This window comes from Simiduia agarivorans SA1 = DSM 21679 (assembly GCF_000305785.2).
Taxonomy (GTDB): domain Bacteria; phylum Pseudomonadota; class Gammaproteobacteria; order Pseudomonadales; family Cellvibrionaceae; genus Simiduia; species Simiduia agarivorans.
The window spans coordinates 3,819,539-3,838,722 of record NC_018868.3 but is presented as its reverse complement, the minus strand read 5'-3'; the positions used below and the strand labels follow the sequence as shown (position 1 = coordinate 3,838,722).

The following is a 19,184-nucleotide window of genomic DNA, read 5'->3' as shown; positions in this document are numbered from 1 at the left end:
TCACGTCGGCCGATTAATGGCAGCGAACCATTCCGCAACCGGCACTGCCCTTTATTCACAATAACCACTCGTGCAGATTATGAGCCCATGATCAGGCAAAGTACGGAAGCAGCGTCCACAACGAAAGGCTCTCAGAACATGTAAGCGGCAGGAACAGAACCAGCGCCGGCTCGGCGCCAGTGAATCTCACCAGAAAATGTAACGTCTGGAGATCGGCAATAGGAGAACGCAAACAGACGCAGCCGAAGCAGTATCGGATAAAGCGGCATGGGCCTCGCGCTGCGCTGAAAAATGAGCGGCGGAATCTACCGCTACTAGTCTGCCTGCACGTCGAATGCAACCGTCATGCGCTGCTCTGCGTCATAAAAGGGCGTAGTACCGTGCCACATGTAGGAAGGAAACAGCACCAGATTGCCCACGTTAGGCTGAATGACACGGCGCGGTGGCAAATTCAAACCGAGAACTTCCGGTGGCTGGCCAAACTGAATACAACCACCGCCGGCGGCTTTTTCCGACTCGGACGGTAACGCGATATAAAACGCGGAACTCAGCCAACCTTTGGGATGAATATGATTAACATGAGCGCCACCAGGCTTTAATTTGACTGACCAGGAGCTGACGAACCGAATGTCCTGCCCGTGACGAAACAATGGGTGGCTTTGGTCCACAACCGTCGCAAGATACTGAGAATGAGCGCTGACGGCTGCCATTATTTTCGACTGCAGCTGCTGCAATATGGGCTCATCCCGGCCAAACAGCATCCCCGGAGTTTGCGAACCATGCCGCAAACTCTGCCTGAGGGGTTCTCGATGCGCTTTGTGCAAGCCGCCAAGCAGATCACTCAACAGGCAGATCTGCTCTGCATCCTCGTCACCCCAAATCGGGTATTCCCTGACAAACCGGTCGTAGTCGCAATATAAAAACTCTCTTTCATCCCCCATTAAGCGCCAACAAACGCTTAAATTCGCAATGGTTTCCTGGTGTAGCGGAAAATGCTGGCGCAATGCTACCAAGTGACGCTCTGCCAGCTCTATGTCCGAACACTCAATCAGGTGCCGGCAATAGGCATTGATAAAATCCGGATCCTGATATTGAAACTGCTGGAATGCCGTTTCGTACCAGCTCCGGGCCACGCGGTAATCTTTCTGTAAGTGATGAATATTCGCGCGCAGGGCATGGGCAACCGGTAAATCGTCACAGGCCTCGCAATCCAGAGTGTCGAGCGCCAAGGCGTAATCTTTGGCCTCGATAAAAAAACCCGCCTTCGCCATCACAACATCTGGAGACGAGTCGTTGCCCAGCCGGGCGATGGTATCTTTAACCGCTGACACCTCATCGCAGTATTCCCACAACGCGTGCGCATAACCCGAATAACCAGCAACGTAATTCGGGTATTGTTCAACCAGACGTCGAAATAACGCTAACCCTTCATCCACCCTGCCAAGATCGATAAGCGCGCCAGCCTTACAATCAAGGTGCTCTGGAGACTCCTGATCAAACTCGCAATCGTCAACAACTGCCAATGCCCGCGCCGACTTACCCTGCAGCCTCAGCACGGAAGACAAACAAACCTGTGTCAGACCTTTGGATTTACCAGGCGACAAAGCCAATGCCTGCAGATAGCACTGCTCTGCCTTCAGCAGCTCATCCCGCCCGCGATAATACCCGCCCAAAAACATCGCGCCGCTATAATCAGAAACTAACGCGTTATGATGTGCAGCCACCCATTCGCTCAGACCCGACCGGTCCTTTAACGCCTGCAAACAACGCGCAACGGATAACACGGTACCGTTTTCACCGTGCGCGTGAAGATACTGGAATACTTTGAGCGCTGCACGGTAGTCCTTAGCGGCGAACAAAAATCTGGCGAAGTTTCGCGCAATTAACGGATGCGCACCTGATCGCTCATACGCAAGCACAAAGTATTTGTACGCCAGCTGCTTTTGCCCGAGGCCATCACAAGCCAAGGCCATCAGATGGCAGGCATCTGCGGCTTCAGGCGACCCCTGAGCTTCAATGGCATCTTTTACATACTGATACCGCTTCGCACCCAGCGCCTGCATCAATTGTGCTGTGTTTGGTTGCATGTTACTCCTCACCCCGGCGCGCCCAACCCGTGAGCGCATAGCGACAACCATCAACCCAAGGCGCCACCGGTGTAACGGCGTGATCCCTTGGCACTTTAAAAACCACCATACTGTTAAAGCGGGGAACCATTACTTTTTCGACACTTTCATTCTGGTACAGCGCCAACCATCCACCCATATCCTGATGCCAGGCCTTCGAAAAGTTGATGACGAATGCCGCCACCCTGTCATTTGCATCGTTCCTGTCATCATGGCGTGTGAGGTAATGCCCCCGTCGGTAACGGGTAAACTGGCCGTCGGTAAACCTGATTGATGAGTCGCCGGTGACTTGCTTCAGTGATTCGATAAATGGGGCTGATCGGGTACAAGTCATCAGCGCCTGCATAACAGGCTCCTGGACGGTACCCGCGATAAACTGGTCGTAGAGGGGGATACGTTCGTAAATGTATTGAAATCCGGCTTGCGCTTCGGCCGCCACCAGGCTTTCAAATTGTTTAAGGTTTTGCTCCGGCACTGAGGTCATTGCCGATGCATCGAAGGCCCGGTGCTGACCTTCAATGCGGGTCACCAGATTCCAGCCGACCTGTTCGTTGGCGCACGCAAAAACACGCTCAGCGAAGTCATTCTGGAATACATTTTCCAACACCGCCCAACCATGGTTATCAAAGGAGTTCCGAGCCGACACCAGCTCGTCCTTCTTCAGCTCTAGCATTAAACTTCTCTTTTTCTGATAAATAGTACAGCCGGTAGTATTCACTGGTTGCAACCTGGATTGCGAGCTCGAGTGATTGCATGGACTCCTCGTAGCCACCCATCGCCTGCAACACTCTTGATCTCACATAATAGAACCGGTGATCTTTCAACAATTTGACGGCCTTATTGATGTCCGCCAATGCCTCATTGAAATTCCGTTCATCCAGCTTTTTGACCGACATGCGATAGTAAAAGTACGGGTTATTTTTCTGATAACCCTGCACTGCCCGCAAGACTTTATCAGCCTCCTCTTTCTCACCCCGGTACTGATAAACCCTTACCAGATTTGTGGCGGCGGACAATTCCCGGGTGTTCAGGCTAAGTGCCATTTTAAACAGCTCGACTGCCACATCATACTCGTTGATGCGCATGTGAAGCACACCAAGATTATTCCAGATTTCTGATGCCGACCAATCGAGTGCCAAGCCTGCCCGATAATAACTCATCGCCAGTCCATAATCGCCGGTGTCCATGGCGTTGACAGCGTTGTTATTGTAAAACAAGGCAATGATTTTCTCTTTGGAAATACGCTTTTGAGGGTAATCAACCGAGTATTCCTGCATATTGATATCAACCACCTGGTCATACCCCAGGTGTTCAACGATCACATTGACATGCTGGTAGCTGGTCAGGGTAAGCGAGTCCTCCCTCAGCCCCCACAAAGGTGGCACTTCCACTTTATTAAACGCAACCCTGAGTCCGGCCGACTCCGCCATACTCGCATAGAGAATCGAAAAACTGAGACAATTGGCGACCGCTTGTTCGAAAGTAGATTCCGCATCCAGGGTAATGTCAGAACGGTATTGAATTGCCCGTCCCTGGCTGGAAATCAGGCCTCGAAGCAAGCTCTTTACCTTGTCATTGGTGGTCATTGAGGCCGGCGCCCACTCGTCCACAAACGATCGCATGTTGTCGTTCAAGCGCGACACAGTATCTGCAGAAGGTATGTCCCGTCGCTCGAAGCCCGGAATCAGTGCGCCGCTCACCGCCTGTGCGATTATTTTTTGATCGGGTTGTTCGATATGAAGGGTGACGCACCCGCCTAGGGCAAGGAGTAAGGCCGTCAGGAGCAAAAATCGCCACCAACGCGGGCAAAGGGACAGGTCATATCGCTTTAACACATCACAAGTCATTTCAGGACTGATCCACTGCTCATTGAGGATTCGCGACTGCTAATCGTCTGATATTACTAACTAAAATCTAATAAAGAGGACCCGGCATGACCGCTGCCACCACTTCTTCCGCCTCCGGGGATTTCCTGGGGCATCCGAAAGGGCTTTACGTGTGCTTTGCAACCGAGCTCTGGGAACGCTTCTCCTTTTACGGCATGAAGTACCTCCTGTTGCTTTACCTCACAAAGTACCACCTTTTTACTGACTCCGCCGGTTATGACGTGCTTGGTGCTTATGCCGGACTGGTATATGCGCTCCCCCTGATCGGCGGCCTGCTGGCTGACCGCTACCTGGGCATGCGCAAAGCCGTGGTGTTCGGGGCACTGTTGCTGACTGCCGGTCATGCCACTATGGCATACGAGGGCTTTCAGGCCATGACCTATGCGGCAGGCACCACCTTGGCTGAGGCCATTACCCTGAACGACGGCACTGTGCTCGCCGCAGGTACGGTTTTGGCGGATGACATTGTGATTCAGGATGTGGTGGCGCTGAAGGTGTTTTTCTTCGCACTGGCACTGATCACCGTGGGCGTTGGCTTCCTTAAACCCAACATCTCGACCATTGTGGGTAAGTTGTACGGCGAGAAGGATCCCCGGAGGGACTCCGGCTTCACCATCTTCTACATGGGCATCAATATCGGCTCGTTTATCGCCACCATCCTGTGTGGCTGGTTAGGTGAGACCTACGGCTGGAGCTACGGCTTTGGTGCGGCCGGCATCGGCATGCTGCTGGGTCTGATTACCTTCCTGAAGTACCAACACCTGCTGGAAGGCCATGCGGAACCCACCGAACCCGCGCGCCTGAAGGAGACCTTCATTGGCCCCATTAACAAAGAATGGGCCATTTACCTCGGCGGTTTGCTGTCTCTCGCGCTGGTGTGGTTACTGGTTCAGAACGAGCCGGTGGTGCACGTGGCTCAGAACAGCCTGCTGATTGTGGCGATTGTGGGCATCATCCTGTTCTCCATGACCCACCAGGAACACAAGGGCACAGATTGGCTGGCCATGGGCCTGGCGCTGGTAACCATGGCCGTGGGCCTGGTGTGGGCCTTTACCGATATCGATACCTGGCTCGGCCTGATGCTGTTGGGACTGGTGGCGTTTATTGGTTACGGCTTCAAAACCCACAACAGCCACGAATACGGCCGCACCGTGGTGCTGATGATTCTGATCACTTCAACCATCGTGTTCTGGTCATTGTTTGAGCAGTCTGCCGGCTCCATGACGCTGTATGCCGACCGGGTGCTGGACCGCAACATGGGCGACACCGAAATCCGTGCCTCCATGTTTGGCTCGCTCAACGCCGGCTTCATCATGCTGTTTGCGATCCCCTTCGCGGCTCTCTGGGTCTGGCTGGCCAAACGCGGCTGGGAGCCCTCAACGCCAGTGAAGTTCGGTCTTGGCATAATGCAAGCCGGCCTGGGCTTCGGCGCACTGGTGTTGGGCGCTCAATTCGCTGACGATGCGGGCAAAGTCGCGATGATCTGGCTGGTGCTGGCTTACCTGCTGCACACCACCGGTGAACTGTGTCTGTCTCCGGTGGGCCTGTCGGCGGTAACCAAGCTGTCTATCGGCAAGGTGGTCGGCGTCAGCATGGGAACCTGGTTCCTGGCCACAGCCCTGTCTGAAACCGTCGCCACCCGGATTGGTAAAATGGCCGCTATCGATACCTCGGGAGCCGAGTCAGCGGATGCCATGTCCCTGCTCACCACTTACACCAGCCTGTATGAATTCCTCATGTGGGTCGGTTTGGGTGTGGGTCTGTTCATGATCGTCATTTCGCCCATCCTCAAAAAGGGCATGCACGGCATCAAGTAATCGCACGCATAAAAAAGCCCGGCAAGTGCCGGGCTTTTTTTATTGCGTTACATCACCAACCGCATTGACGGTCTTTGTTCTGTTCATCCAGCCACACCTTCAGTGGCGCAAAATAATCCACGATCGCACTGGCATCCAGTTCGGGCTGTCCGGTGAGCGCCTGCATGGCGTTCTGCCAGGGCTGGCTGGTGCCCATGGCCATCATGGCCTGGAGCTTGTCGCCGGCGGCTTTGTTGTTGTAGATGGAACAGCGATGCAGCGGGCCTTCGTAGCCGGCGGTTTCACACAGTGAACGGTGGAACTGGAATTGCTGGATAAAGGCCAGGAAGTAACGGGTGTAAGGCGTATTACCCGGAATGTGGTACTTGGCACCCGGATCGAAATCAGCCTCGGAGCGCGCCACCGGCGGTGTGATGCCCTGGTATTGTTCGCGCAGCGACCACCAGCCCTTGTTGTAATCTTCGGGTTTGATTTCACCGTTGAATACCTGCCAACGCCACTTGTCCACCAACAAACCAAACGGCAAAAAGGCGATTTTATCGAGCGCCATCTGCATCAGGTAGCCCAGATCTTCGGAGACCGGCGGCTCTTCCTTCAGCATGCCCAGGCTCACCAGATAAGAGGGCGTAATCGAAAGCGCGACGGTATCGCCCAGCGCTTCGTGGAAGCCGTCGTTGGCACTGCCCTGGAACAGGAACGGCTGCTGGTTGTAAGCGCGCTGGTAGTAGTTGTGGCCCAGCTCGTGGTGCACTGTCTGAAAATCTTCGCCGTTTTTCTGGATGCACATTTTGATGCGCAGGTCGTCTTTGCTGTCCATATTCCAGGCGCTGGCATGACACACCACGTCGCGGTCACGCGGTTTCACAAATTGCGAGGTTTCCCAGAAACTGTCCGGCAGCGGTGCAAAGCCCAATGAAGAGAAAAACGCCTCGGCCGTACGTACCATGCCGATTTCATTCATGCCACTTTTTTCAATCAATTTGGTCAGATCGTAGCTTTTCTGGCTATTGGCGGGTTTGACCTTGTCGTACACATTGCCCCAGGTCTGGGCCCACATATTGCCCAGCATATGCGCCGGAATCTTACCGGTGGCGGGCACCACGTCATCGCCGTAGGCTTCATTCAGTTTTGCGCGCACATGGCAATGCAGGGCATCGTACAAGGGTTTGACCTTGCCCCATTGCTTGTCTACATCGGCGGCAAAGGCATCGGGCGCCATGTCGTAGTTGGAGCGCCACAGCACCGAGAGATTTTCAAAGCCCAGGTCCTGGGCGCCGGCATTGGCAATTTCCACCTGGCGCTGATACAGGGGCCGCATAGGTGGCGATACACTGCGCCAACCGGTCCAGACCTCCATCATCAGCGCCGGGTCTTTACCTTCGGCCAGAATGTTACTCATCTGAATCAGGTCCAGACACTCGCCGGATTCGCGGCAGTATTTGCCCGCGCCGTACATCCCCTGCATTTTGGAGCCAATATCCGCGAGCTCACCGGCCAGCTTCTCATCCGCCGGCGATGGGAAGCTCAGGCCCAGACGCAAGGCATCCAGCTTGCGGCGGGTGACCGGATCCACCTGGGCACCGTCCCAGTTTTTTACCTGCATGGCATACTTCACCACCTGCAAGGTGTATTCCTTAGACGCGCGGGCCTCTACAAACTGACTGTCGCCGTTGATGTAGGTGGCCGCTAACCAGCTGGCGCGGGACGCGTATTCTGCGGTGTCTTTCAACGCGGCTTCGGCTTCTTCTAAAAACGCGTCCGCCGCTGCCTGATCGTACACTTTAGCCGCTTCTGCCTGGGCAACCGTGGCCTTTTCTTTGCCTTCGGGCTGGCAACCCACCAGCAGGCCGGTCGCCACTGCCAGCGCCAACACTGAAAGTTTATGGGGTGTTCGCATTATTTTTTTCTCCGCTGTTAATTATTCGTCTTTCCATTCATCGGCATCGACAACGTCTGTCTCTGCTCTCGCCGCCGCAATCCATTCCTGCATAGCCGGCAACGCCAGAACCCGTTCAACGTATTCTCTCAGGCGCTCACTCACCGGTAACTGGTAGGTATGGATCCGCATACACACCGGTGCAAAGTAGGCATCCACAATCCCCAGATCACCACACAACCAGGGTCCCCCGCTCGCCGCCAGCATGTCCCCCCACAGGGTTTCAAGACGCGACAACTCGCTTTCCACTTTGCCTCGCAGCGGCGCCTTGAACGGCGTTTTACGGCAATTCATCGGGTAGTGGTTACGCAACTCCATGAAACCGGCGTGCATTTCCATCACGGCTGAAATGGCCATGCCCTCCAGCACTTTGTCTTTGGGCCAGTTAGCGCTATCGGGAAAGGTGCGGTAAACGTACGCAATAATGGCAAACGAATCCCATACCCTGACGTCGCCATGTAAAAGTGCGGGCACCCTGCCCGAGGGCGAATACTGATAGATTTCCCGTTGAAATTGCGGGGTATCCAGCGGCAGCCGGATTTCATCGAAATGAATGTCGTTAATTTTCATGTACAGCCAGGCCCGCAACGACCAGCTGGAGTAGTTTTTGTTACCTATGACCAGTGTCAGTTCTGCCATGGTGATGCCCTCGATTCAAACCGGTTCGGTTTCGGTGTGATATAACTGAAATCCACGTTTTTTATAGTTCGCCAACGCCACCGGGTGGTCAAGCGTGCAGGTGTGCACCCACACGCGCTCTACCCCGAGCGCCCAGGCCTGCGCCACCGCACAACTGAGCAGGCCAGCCCCCAGCCCCCGCCCGATCGCACTGGGCAGCAAGCCAAAATAGCGTACTTCTGCCTCGGTGCCAGACCGGGCTAATTCAAAGTAACCCGCATCTTCGCCCTTATCCTGCAAAACCCAGGTATGGATGCTTTCAACCGGTGTAGCAGCCAGTGCATGGCCGTGGCCTTGGACATAGGCACGCCATTGATTCGCCGTCCAGTCCGCCTTGTCGGTCCAGCCCCAGGGCTCCCCCACCGCCAGGTAAAACGCCTGATTGATTTCCGCCCGAGCCGGCACAATCCGGGTCAATTCAGCTGACTCGGGTAGCGGAGTCAATACCGCCTGAGTCGGATCGGTCATGTGAAGGTAATAGGTTGTAAGCAAATCTGAGCCCATTGATCAATTGCACCCACCTATCGGACGAAATAATGGACGCTGACCGCAATACGGGTCTATGGCCAACATCTGCTAAGCTCTGAGGGGAGACACCCACAACGTTTATGATGCCTACATTGCCAACCGTGAAATCTGCACTCACACGCCTGCTTCACTGGACCGCCGCCATCATGCTGCTGCAGTTTGCGAATGCAGCGCGCGCCCAGACAGCGACGGTGTGTATTGATCATTACCCGCCGTTCACCTACTTCGTGAACAATAAGGCCCAGGGCGCAATGATTGATGCCCTCAAGATGATAGCGGATGAGGTCGGCTTTTCCCTGGCCGTGTCGGTCAACACCGCCTTTGCGCGCTGCCTGCGGATGATGCAGGCCGGCAAAATGGACCTGATGGTCAGTCTCATGCCCACGCCCGAGCGACTGGAATACATGACCATGTTTGCTTATTCAGAACCTGAAGCCTTGCGCATGGTTGCGCGCGCAGATTTTGACGGGGAGCCCGAAACGGCATTGGATATATTGCGCCTGCGGGTTGGATTGATTAACGGCTATGAATACCCGCCCGAGTTCGAACGGCACCCGATGGTGATTCAGGCGCCGCAACCGGAAGCCGGTCTGCGGCTGCTTGATGCTCGTCGCATAGACATTCTCGTACTCAACGAATCGGTCGCCGCACATCTGGTTGACCAGGCTGCAGCGGCAGGCAACCAGCGCACGGCCATCTACAAACTGCTGAAGGCAACGTTTTTACGCGAGCAAAACGTCAATAGCATAGGTGTAGCCAAAGCCTCCTGGTTGCACGGCCGGAAGGATCAGATTGGCGCCAGTATCGCGCGTTTACGCGCTGCCGGAGAATTTGAGCGGTTGATCGAAAAACACCAGATCCAATTGAGGCACTCGGAGTAATGGGGTGTCGGATTTGCCTTTATTTAGGGCACCGCGTTGGCTTGTGCTTGCTGCTCGTGCTTAGCTCCGTGACTCACAGCGGTGAGAGTGCGGAATCGCCGCTACCACCATTAGTGATGTGTGCAGATCATTACCCGCCGTTCTCTGTCTACGATACACCCGCCGGCCCACCCAGAGGTTCCGTGGTCAATGTAATCAAGCTGGTGGCCTCGGAGCTGGGCTATACACTGACCTTTACACCCAATACGCCTTTCCGCCGCTGCTTGCGCATGCTTGCCGATGGTCAGGCTGACATCATGGGCGGCCTGCTCTACAAACAAGAGCGCGCCGAATTTATGCACCTGTTTCCTTATCTTAACTACTCCACCAAAAGCTTTTACGCGCTGAATGATAGTCCTTTGACAATAAACAACTTTGAAGATCTTGCCGGCCTCACTGTAGGTACCACTCTGGGACATCAATACTGGCCCGCGTTCGATCAAACCAAGACATTATTCAACCGGTCCAGTGCGGCGCACGTTAACGATAATTTCCGACGTTTACTGGCCAAGCGTATTGATCTTGTCATAGCCACCGAGCGACAGGCACTTTTTTTGTTCGCCACTCACCCCGAATACCACGGTAAATTCAAAAAAATGGCTTTCAGCTTTACTGGCGAAAACCCGGTCTACATCGGGCTATCGAAAAAATCCCCCGCAGCCAAACACGCGGACGCGTTTCGACAAATTGCAGATCGGCTTCGACAAGCCCACACTTTCGACAAGGTCAGTCAGGCGTTTTACGATGAGTATTTCGAATCCCTGGAGGCGCTGGCCGAACAAAACCAATAACCAATCAAAAAAATGCCCGGCAAGCCGGGCGAAAGCACGTTGGAAAAATTTTGTGATACTAAAACGGGATGCGACCCGTCAGCATATCCCTGAACATCACCCAATCACCCAGAAAGCTGTAAAACGGATGCTTGAAGGTGGCCGGGCGGTTTTTTTCAAAACCAAAATGTCCGACCCAGGCAAAAAAGTAGCCCTGCACGAATGCCAGCAATACTAACCAGGGATTGGCCAGCGCCAGCGCACCGGCCAGCAACAACAGGGCTATGCACGAGCCGACAAAATGTAACCGACGGCACACGGTATTGGCATGCTCCGACAGGTAGTAGGGGTAGAATTCCGAAAAACGTTTGAAATCAGCCATTGCTCTCTCCGTGTTATTCTCGTGGTTTATACCAGCGCCTGCGACTGCGCCTGCTCGAACGCCCGGTAGCGTGCAAACAGAATAAACGCTGCCGGCACAAATAAAAATGACAACAAGGTCGTAAGCACCGTGCCACCCGCAATGGCGATGGCGAAGGGCGGCCAGAAGCCACCACCCGCAAGAATCAGCGGCAGAAAGCCGCCCACCGTGGTAATGGTGGTCGACACTATGTGACGCGAGCAGCGCATCACACCGGCGACAATATCCGCCTCGTCACCCCGCACGGCGTTGGCATCGGACTTGAGCTCGGCCAGTATCACAATGGCCGCGTTGATCGCCAGCCCCATCAACCCCAGCAAACCGATAATCACGGTAAAACCAAACGCATAACCGAACAAATAAACACTCAGCAGGCCCAGCCCCGCCGACTGAATGGCGACCGCAAAGATAATGCCACTGAGCCGGAACGAGTTAAAACTCAGTACCACCACCAGCACCAACAGGGTGATAATCAATCCCACAGAGCCCATCAGATCGTGCACCGCTTCATCCCGTTCAGCACCCTCGCCCCCTAATGCGAGGCGATAGCCAGGCGGCAAACTGAATCCGCGCGCATCCAGATTTTTCTGCAGCTGCGTCAGCACTTCGGCCGGCAACACACCGTCCTTGATAAACGCCTGCAGGGTATTGACCCGCTCGCCATCGCGACGCGCGATACTGCCCTGAGTCGGCGCTATCTCAAACGACGCCATGGCCACCAGAGGCACATTCGGGTCACTACCGCCGGCAGGGGAAACAAAGTTGAACTGACCCAGTTCTGCAAGATCACCCCGGTCATTGGCATTCATGCGTACCCGCACGGGAATTTCCGTGGTGCCTTCAATCAGGGAGCCCTGTACCACGCCATCCAGACCGTTGGCCAATTGCCGGGACAGGTCGGTGAGCTGGAACTGGCCGCGCCGCGCCACGTCCTCATCCACATCCAGCCACAATTTGGGCACAGCACTGCCGAGGCTGGAGCGCGTGTGGGTCACCGACGCCACATCGGTCATCGCCGCCCGCACTTCGTTGCCTTTGTCTTTCAGAATATCCAGATCCGGCCCGAACAAGCGCACTTCCACCGGCGCCTCAAAAGGCGGCCCTTGCTCGAGCTTGCGCACCAGTATCTGCGCCGCGGGAAACCGGTGATCCAGCTCGGCTTGCAATGCCGGAATCAACCGATTCGCCACCGAAAAGTGCGGCGTTTTGATCATTGCCTGCGCGAAATTAGCGGCACCGTCGTGACCAAACATGAGGTTGTAATAAAACGCAGGCGCGGCCTGCCCGATAAACCAGTGCGCGTCGGTAATCTCTGGGACCTCCGCCTGTAAATACCGGTTCACCTCCAGCACTGTCTGGCGCGTCGCCTCGGTGGTGTAGTGCTCGGGCAGATAGATTTCCATGTAAAACATGTCGCGGTCCGAGGCCGGGAAAAATTGTTCGGTCAGATGCCCGGCGGCAACAAATCCCAATAGCGGTAACGCCCCCACCGCCACCAACGTGGCCAATGGCCTGCGCAGCGCCGAATGCAGCATACGCTCAAACAACACGCCCAGTTTTCGGGCCGAAAAGCCACAGGCCAGGGTGCCGCCCGACTGACTGTCTTCCCGTAAAAAGCGCCCCGCCAATCCCGCAATCAATGTATGGGAAATCAGATAGGAGCCCACCAGCGAAAAAATCACCGTCAGCGCAATACCTCCGACAAATTCCCCCGCCGGCCCCGGCATCAACACAATTGGCATGAACGCCAGAATGGTGGTCAAGGTGGAACCGGCCAGCGGCAGCCACAGGTGACGTACAGAACGACTGACAGCGGCAACGCGATCGTGACCGGCCGCGCGCTCCCGCGCGATGGAATCCACCATGACAATGGCATTATCCACCATGATTCCGAGTGCGACGATCAATCCGGTGACCGACATCTGGTGAATGGGCAGGCCGTAAAATTTCATCACAGCCAGGGTAAAGCAGGCGGTCAGAGGCAGTGCCAGCGACACAATCAGGGCCGAGCGCCACCCCAGCGTGAACAACAAAACCCCGACAATCAGGCAGAAACCCAACACCACATTGCCAAGTAAATCCATCAACCGGGTTTCGGTATAACCACGCTGATCAAACAAGCTTTCCAGCGCCACGTTGGCGGGCAACAGTGCCTCGAAATCCGCCAACCGCTGATCCACCCGGTCACTCCAGCGATCGATGCGCTCATCCGCCAGCATGGACACGGCCACCACCACCGCACGCTCGCCGTGGATCAGCGCCACACTCTCCAGCGGGGTCTTTTCGCCGCGGTGCACCCGGGCTACGTCGCGCACCAATAGACTGCCCTGGCTGGGCGACTGCAAGGGCACCTGGCGCACCCGCTCCACACTGTCGATAGCGCCGCGGACTTCCACTGCCAGCGATTGGTTGCTCACCAACTGGCCGGCCGCCACCTTGCTGTCTGCTCGGGCAATCGCCGCGCCCACATCGGCAGCGGTGAGCCCCAGCCGGCTCAGGCGCTGACCGTCCACATTCACCTGGATTTCCTCTACCGGCCGGCCGAATTGCTCCACCCGCCAGGTGCCCGGTAAACCACGCAACCGGCTTTGCAACTCGTCCGCGTAACGGCCCAACGCGGCATAGTCCGGTTCGCTGTCGTCCTGCCAACGCAGCGCCAGGATGCGGGTAAACGCGTGTGACCGATTGTCGATAATCCGGGAAGGCAGCACTCCCGCCGGCAATTCCACCGCCGCTTCATCCACGAATGCGCGCATGCGCGACCAGATTTCAGACACCTGGTCCGGGCCGATTTCGCCTTTCAGCTCTACCACCAGCGCCGACAGGCCGGCGCGCGAACTGGACGTGATGGTTTCAATTTCCGGCAGCTCGCGCACTTTGTTTTCGATTTTTTCCGTCACCAGCACCTCAACCCGTTCGGCAGACGCGCCAGGGTAAGGCGTGAGAATGGAGGCATGGCGCCCGGTGATGTAGGGGTCTTCCGACAGGGGCAGACTGGTGATTGCCGCCAGGCCCGCCACCAACAATACCGCGATCACCAGAATTACCAGGCGCGGGTTTTCAACGAAGGCCTTGATCATGATCAGCGGCCCCGCTCGCCGAGCTGCTCGCCGTCGGAGTCAACATCGGGCAGCAGGCTCACGGCCTGCCCCGGCACCAGCCGGTGAATGCCCGCTGCAACCAATTTTTCACCCGCAGTCAATGCTCCGGAAATAAACACCCGGTCGCCTTCTGTATGGTGGATCTGCACGTCCCGGGCCTGCACCCGGTAGAGTCCGTCCAGCTGAACCAGACTGTACACCACCCAGCGACCCCGCATGCCGGAGGCAACGGCGTCGGCGGGCACCCAGAAGCCCGGCTGGGCAATGACTTCCGACATGTGCAGATGGACGATGTCACCGTTGAAACCGCGGGCCGAATCGGGCATCAGCAAGCGCACATTGACCGTGTTGGTAATGGGGTGAACATCGGCGCCGATACTCAACACGCTGGCGTTCAGGATTTCGTCCCGCAACTCAACGGCCACCTGCTGGGATACCACCAACTGCAGGGCAAAAGGCACCGGCACGCCCACCGCCACTTCCATTTCGCCCTGCTGCTGTAATTTCAGCACCGGGCTGCCGGCGTTGACCACCATGCCCTGATCCGCGTAACGCCTGGCCACCACGCCCGAAAAAGGCGCCCGCAACTGGGCTTTGTGCAGACGGGTATCCACATTGCTCAACTGGGCACCCAGGGCATCGGCGGCTGCGCGTAAGGTATCGCGCTCGGTTTCCAACTCGTCGAGACGCTGCTGCGACGCAAAACCGCCCGCCTGCAGGCGGCCGTGCCGCTCGATATTGGCCTGATTCAAGGTCTGGCGCGCCCGATTGTCGGCGAGTTGCGCCTGCAACTGCGTACGCTCCGTGGCCAGCAAGGCAGTATCCAATCGCGCCAGTACCTGCCCGGCCACGACCCGATCGCCATCATTGACCCGCACGTCGGCGAGCTGGCCGGCCAGCTCAAAGCCCACGTCGGCGTCCTGACGGGCCAGTACCTGCCCGGCAAACCGACGCGTTAACTGATAGCCCGGCAACGGTTCCAGGGTCAACGCCCGGGTGGGCAGCAAATGCGGTGCAGGCGCCTGCGCGGCAGGCGCGCGTGCGCTGATTGACGCCATCAATGCCAGCGCCGTCACCAATACCGGCAAAAATACCCAATAGCGGCGGACCCAATGCACCACCAACACACGCCCTGACTGCGTAATCATATGTTTCTACCCCAGAGCGCTAAGCTCGTGAAAATCTCTGAATCAACTGTTATCCGGTGCTGCCGGTGACAGCGCCAGAACTGAGGTCAGCCCTGCAGGCAAGGGCGTTATTATCTCGGTACTCGTTTGTTCTGGAATTCGGTACGCATGAATTATCAAACTGGACTGACTAGTCTAGACTATATAAATTAGACTGAACCGTCCAGTATGGATTTTGTCTAATTCATACAATTTCAGTTACACTCGCGCCATGAACGAAAGTATCAACGACACAACGCAGCCCAAGCCCCGCACCCGCAGCGAAGAAAAGCGCCAGCAAATCGTGCAGGCGGCCAGCCATTTATTTACCGAACAGGGCTATCTGAGCACCAGCATGGATCAGGTAGCAGAGGCCGCCGGGGTGTCCAAGCAGACGGTGTACAGTCACTTTGGCGCCAAAGAAGACCTGTTTAAGTTCTGCGTGGAAGAGCGCTGCATTGCCAACGTCATGAATGAGCAGGTGTTTTCCGGCAGCCGTCCGATCCGGGATACCCTGCTCGACTTTGCCCGGCACTTTCAGGAACTGATCATGAGCCGGGAGGCCATCCAGCTGTGTCGGTTGTGTGCCGCCAACGCGGAGTTGCACCCGGAAATCAGTGCTATGTTCTTTGCCGCCGGCCCCGAGCAGGTAGAAGCCGCACTGAAGCATTACCTAGCCGGCAAAGTAGACGCAGGCGAGCTTGCGTGCGACGATCTGGACATGGCCTGCGAACAGTTGTTGTCGTTGCTGAAGACCGGCACTCATTTCATGGCCATCCTCGGCCTGCCCCACGATGAGAGCCAGAATAAGGCCGAGCAGTATCTGCACAAGTCCGTGGACATGTTTCTGCGCTACTACCAATCCTGAGACGTTTTTTCAGTCGCAACCTGGCCAGCACTGCCAAATTCAACCGCCTGAATCGACCTTTTCACGCGTCAACCGGGTCTGAGAAAGTCAATTCAGGCGCCCGGACGCGCCTCATTGGCAGCCAGGCCGGTCTTTTCGGCGCACATATAAAAAAATTGCGCTCAGACGTACAATTCCGATTAAAAGTTGCACAGAAGCTGCGTATAATGCCGCCCGTTTTTTGTAGTCCTTTTACAAATCGAGGCCCATCTTGAACCTGAACAACGCCAGCAAAGACCAATTGACCCAGTGGGAACAGCAGCTCAGCGCCGAATACGCCGCCATCGTAGCGCGCAAACTTTCGCTGGACCTCACGCGCGGCAAACCTTCCAGCGACCAGCTCAGCTTGTCGGACGCAATGGACGGCATTCTGAAAGGGAACTACAAAAGTCAGGACGGAACCGACACCCGTAACTACGGCGGCCTGGAAGGCTTACCCGAAGCCCGCCAGTTGGGCGCCGATATTCTGGGGGTCAAGGTCACCGAGGTGCTGGCGCAAGGTAATTCCAGCCTGACGCTGATGTTCCAGACTTTGCTGCACGCGGTGCATTTTGGTTTCGAAGGCCCCGACAGCGCCTGGCGCCGGCAAGGCCCCATGAAATTCATCTGCCCTGTGCCCGGTTATGACCGCCACTTCACCCTGTGCGAGCAGCTGGGCATCGATATGCTGACAGTGCCCATGACGGCTGACGGCCCGGACATGGATGCGGTCGAAACCCTGGTGCAAACCGACCCGGCCATCAAAGGCATCTGGTGTGTGCCGAAATATTCAAATCCCACCGGTGTGATTTACAGCGATGCCGTGGTGGCCCGCCTTGCCGGTCTGGGCAAGCTGGCCAGCCCAGGCTTCAAGGTATTCTGGGACAACGCCTACGCTGTGCACGATCTGGGCGATAGCCTGCCACTGGCTAACCTGATGGACCTGGCGCGCGCGGCGGGCACGGAAAACAGCGTGGTGCAGTTTGCCTCCACCTCCAAAATTACCCACGCCGGCGCGGGTGTCGCGTTTGTGGCTATGAGCGAAGCGAATCTGAAAAGCTTCAAACAAAGCTTGGGCGCGCAAAGCATCGGCCCCGACAAGGTCAACCAGCTGCGCCACATGCGCCTGCTGCCCGACCTGAACGCACTGCTCCAGCACATGAAGCAACACGCCGAAATTCTGCAGCCGCGCTTTGATGCGGTCTTGTCAGCACTGGACACGGCCTTTGCCGGCACCGATCTGGGTCAATGGGAAAAGCCAGCTGGCGGCTACTTTGTCTCCTTCGATACCCGCCCGGGCTGCGCCAAAGCCGTAGTCAAACTGGCCGCAGAAGCGGGCGTGAAACTGACACCGGCAGGTGCCACCTTCCCCTATGGCTTGGACCCTGAGGACCGCAATATCCGCATCGCGCCGTCAGTGCCCACCGTGGCCGAGGTAGTGGGTGCGATGGATGTGTTTGTCACCTGCGTGAAGTTAGTTGCCGTACGCCAGCAATTGGCCAACCTGAGCTAAGCCACTGGCTTGCATCCAGCCTGCCCTGCGCATTCAGGGCTCATATGAATATAAAAAAAGGCGCTTTATGCGCCTTTTTTTCATTCGTCATTTTTCTGTATCCGGCGGCAATTTGTTTGAGCCGGAATCATCCGCCAAGGGCGGATGATCTTTGAACCAGGCCGCCGATTGGGTCAGGGATTCCATGGGCGAGCCCACGGAAGAGGAGAGATAAATAACCTGATCCTCCTCCGCCAACGGCTTGGTACCAAATTTCAACACCAGCAGGCCCATTACACCAGATAACAGCGAACCGATTAACACGGCCAACCGATCTGCGCCCTTGTAAAGTGCCTCGTCTTCAAACGCCAGCGAATCCACGAACAGGCTCATGGTAAAACCAATACCGGTAAGTAGCGAGACGCCATAGAGCGAGGTCCAGGAGGCGCCTTTGGGCATGGACGCCCAACCCGCCTTGATAGCCAACCAGCTCATGCCGAATACGCCCAGCTGCTTACCAATAAACAAGCCGAGGATAATTCCGAGCGGAGCGCCTACCCACAATTCATCAACGGAAATGGTGCGGAAATCGATACCCGCATTACAGAATGCGAACAGCGGCAAAATGAAAAAACTCACCCAGTAGTGCAGGTCATGCTCCATGCGCTTGGAAGGCGAAAAAATTTCGCCTTTGTCATTGGTTGCACGCAGTGGAATCATAAATGCCAGGGCGACGCCCGCCAGTGTCGCGTGAACGCCAGATTTCAATACACTGACCCACAACACAACACCGACTATCACATAGGCGCCGCGGCGGAACACGCCCAGGCGATTCATCGCAAACAACACGGCGAGACTGAGACTGGCCACCCAGATAGACAAGGTCGACAGCTCAACGGTGTAAAACAATGCGATGATGATAATTGCGCCCAGGTCATCGATGATGGCAAGCGCCATCAGAAATACTTTCAGGGCGAGCGGTACACGGTTTCCCATCAGACTCAGAATACCGAGCGCGAAAGCAATGTCGGTCGCGGTGGGAATTGCCCAGCCGCGCATGGCCACTTCATCACCCCAGTTGATGAACGCATACACCAGCGCCGGAAACAACATGCCACCAATGGCCGCCATGCCGGGCAGCGCCATCTGCGATACCGAGCTCAGGTTGCCTTCCAGAAGCTCACGCTTCACCTCCAACCCGATCAACAGAAAGAACACGGCCATCAGACCGTCGTTAATCCACAACAACAACGGTTTGGCAATTTCCAATGCACCAAACTGAACCACTACCGGCGTGTGCAAAAAACCATCGTAAACAAACGACAGCGCGGTATTTTTCATGGTCAATGCAATGAGCGTTACCACTATCAGCACAATACCGGCGGACGTGTCTTTTTGCATGAATCGCTGGAATGCAAGGGTGATTGCGGGCGACATAGTCACTCCTGATCAGGTTA

The 19,184-nt window shown here is 56.2% G+C and carries 15 protein-coding genes; 5 read left to right on the top strand and 10 right to left on the bottom strand.

The window, feature by feature from the left end; all coding sequences use genetic code 11:
* Positions 1 to 314 precede the first annotated feature (314 nt).
* From M5M_RS19745 to M5M_RS17095, 3 genes are read right to left on the bottom strand one after another with little or no spacing between them, the layout of a single operon-like run.
* Entirely contained in the window at positions 315 to 2,087 is a 1,773-nt protein-coding gene (locus tag M5M_RS19745; RefSeq protein WP_015048764.1) for a putative 2OG-Fe(II) oxygenase, read from the bottom strand.
* 1 nt (position 2,088) lies between these two features.
* On the bottom strand, positions 2,089 to 2,799 hold the full coding sequence (locus M5M_RS19740) for a 2OG-Fe(II) oxygenase (protein ID WP_015048763.1): 711 nt from the start codon (positions 2,797 to 2,799) through the stop codon (positions 2,089 to 2,091).
* A complete protein-coding gene (locus tag M5M_RS17095; protein WP_169528923.1) occupies positions 2,750 to 3,913 on the bottom strand; it encodes a tetratricopeptide repeat protein in 1,164 nt (387 codons plus the stop codon). The genes M5M_RS19740 and M5M_RS17095 overlap by 50 nt, the downstream gene beginning before the upstream one ends.
* Positions 3,914 to 4,059: 146 nt before the next feature.
* On the opposite strand from M5M_RS17095, the gene M5M_RS17090 reads away from it, so the two are divergent.
* Positions 4,060 to 5,829: a peptide MFS transporter gene (locus tag M5M_RS17090; protein WP_015048761.1), complete on the top strand. Its 1,770-nt coding sequence runs from the start codon at positions 4,060 to 4,062 to the stop codon at positions 5,827 to 5,829.
* Between the two features lie 52 nt (positions 5,830 to 5,881).
* Here the strand turns inward: M5M_RS17090 and M5M_RS17085 are convergent, their stop codons facing one another.
* The 3 genes from M5M_RS17085 to M5M_RS17075 are packed head-to-tail and all read right to left on the bottom strand — an operon-like array spanning position 5,882 to position 8,911.
* A complete protein-coding gene (locus M5M_RS17085; protein WP_015048760.1) occupies positions 5,882 to 7,726 on the bottom strand; it encodes a M2 family metallopeptidase in 1,845 nt (614 codons plus the stop codon).
* A gap of 21 nt (positions 7,727 to 7,747) precedes the next feature.
* Positions 7,748 to 8,404: a glutathione S-transferase family protein gene (locus M5M_RS17080; RefSeq protein ID WP_015048759.1), complete on the bottom strand. Its 657-nt coding sequence runs from the start codon at positions 8,402 to 8,404 to the stop codon at positions 7,748 to 7,750.
* 15 nt (positions 8,405 to 8,419) lie between these two features.
* Positions 8,420 to 8,911: a GNAT family N-acetyltransferase gene (locus M5M_RS17075; protein ID WP_024330124.1), complete on the bottom strand. Its 492-nt coding sequence runs from the start codon at positions 8,909 to 8,911 to the stop codon at positions 8,420 to 8,422.
* 140 nt (positions 8,912 to 9,051) lie between these two features.
* On the opposite strand from M5M_RS17075, the gene M5M_RS17070 reads away from it, so the two are divergent.
* Together M5M_RS17070 and M5M_RS19735 are read left to right on the top strand one after the other, a co-directional pair.
* Positions 9,052 to 9,852: a substrate-binding periplasmic protein gene (locus M5M_RS17070; RefSeq protein WP_015048757.1), complete on the top strand. Its 801-nt coding sequence runs from the start codon at positions 9,052 to 9,054 to the stop codon at positions 9,850 to 9,852.
* A 182-nt stretch (positions 9,853 to 10,034) separates the two neighbouring features.
* Positions 10,035 to 10,682 (top strand): substrate-binding periplasmic protein, encoded by a 648-nt coding sequence (locus M5M_RS19735; RefSeq protein WP_029879183.1) that lies wholly within the window; start codon positions 10,035 to 10,037, stop codon positions 10,680 to 10,682.
* A gap of 58 nt (positions 10,683 to 10,740) precedes the next feature.
* Here the strand turns inward: M5M_RS19735 and M5M_RS17060 are convergent, their stop codons facing one another.
* Genes M5M_RS17060 through M5M_RS17050 form a run of 3 tightly spaced genes read right to left on the bottom strand, consistent with a single transcriptional unit; the run spans position 10,741 to position 15,331 of the window.
* Positions 10,741 to 11,043 carry an Mpo1-like protein gene (locus M5M_RS17060; protein WP_015048755.1) on the bottom strand — a complete coding sequence of 101 codons (303 nt, stop codon included), beginning with the start codon at positions 11,041 to 11,043 and terminating at the stop codon, positions 10,741 to 10,743.
* Between the two features lie 26 nt (positions 11,044 to 11,069).
* Positions 11,070 to 14,162, bottom strand: coding sequence for an efflux RND transporter permease subunit (locus M5M_RS17055; protein ID WP_015048754.1), 3,093 nt, complete (start codon positions 14,160 to 14,162; stop codon positions 11,070 to 11,072).
* A gap of 2 nt (positions 14,163 to 14,164) precedes the next feature.
* Entirely contained in the window at positions 14,165 to 15,331 is a 1,167-nt protein-coding gene (locus M5M_RS17050; RefSeq protein WP_015048753.1) for an efflux RND transporter periplasmic adaptor subunit, read from the bottom strand.
* 214 nt (positions 15,332 to 15,545) lie between these two features.
* Between M5M_RS17050 and M5M_RS17045 the strand changes: the two genes are divergently transcribed.
* Together M5M_RS17045 and M5M_RS17040 are read left to right on the top strand one after the other, a co-directional pair.
* Positions 15,546 to 16,217, top strand: coding sequence for a TetR/AcrR family transcriptional regulator (locus M5M_RS17045; RefSeq protein WP_024330125.1), 672 nt, complete (start codon positions 15,546 to 15,548; stop codon positions 16,215 to 16,217).
* A gap of 250 nt (positions 16,218 to 16,467) precedes the next feature.
* Entirely contained in the window at positions 16,468 to 17,748 is a 1,281-nt protein-coding gene (locus M5M_RS17040) for an aspartate aminotransferase type Ic (protein WP_015048751.1), read from the top strand.
* 87 nt (positions 17,749 to 17,835) lie between these two features.
* Here M5M_RS17040 and nhaA read toward each other — a convergent pair whose 3' ends face one another.
* On the bottom strand, positions 17,836 to 19,164 hold the full coding sequence (gene nhaA, locus M5M_RS17035; RefSeq protein ID WP_015048750.1) for a Na+/H+ antiporter NhaA: 1,329 nt from the start codon (positions 19,162 to 19,164) through the stop codon (positions 17,836 to 17,838).
* Between the last annotated feature and the right edge of the window lie 20 nt (positions 19,165 to 19,184).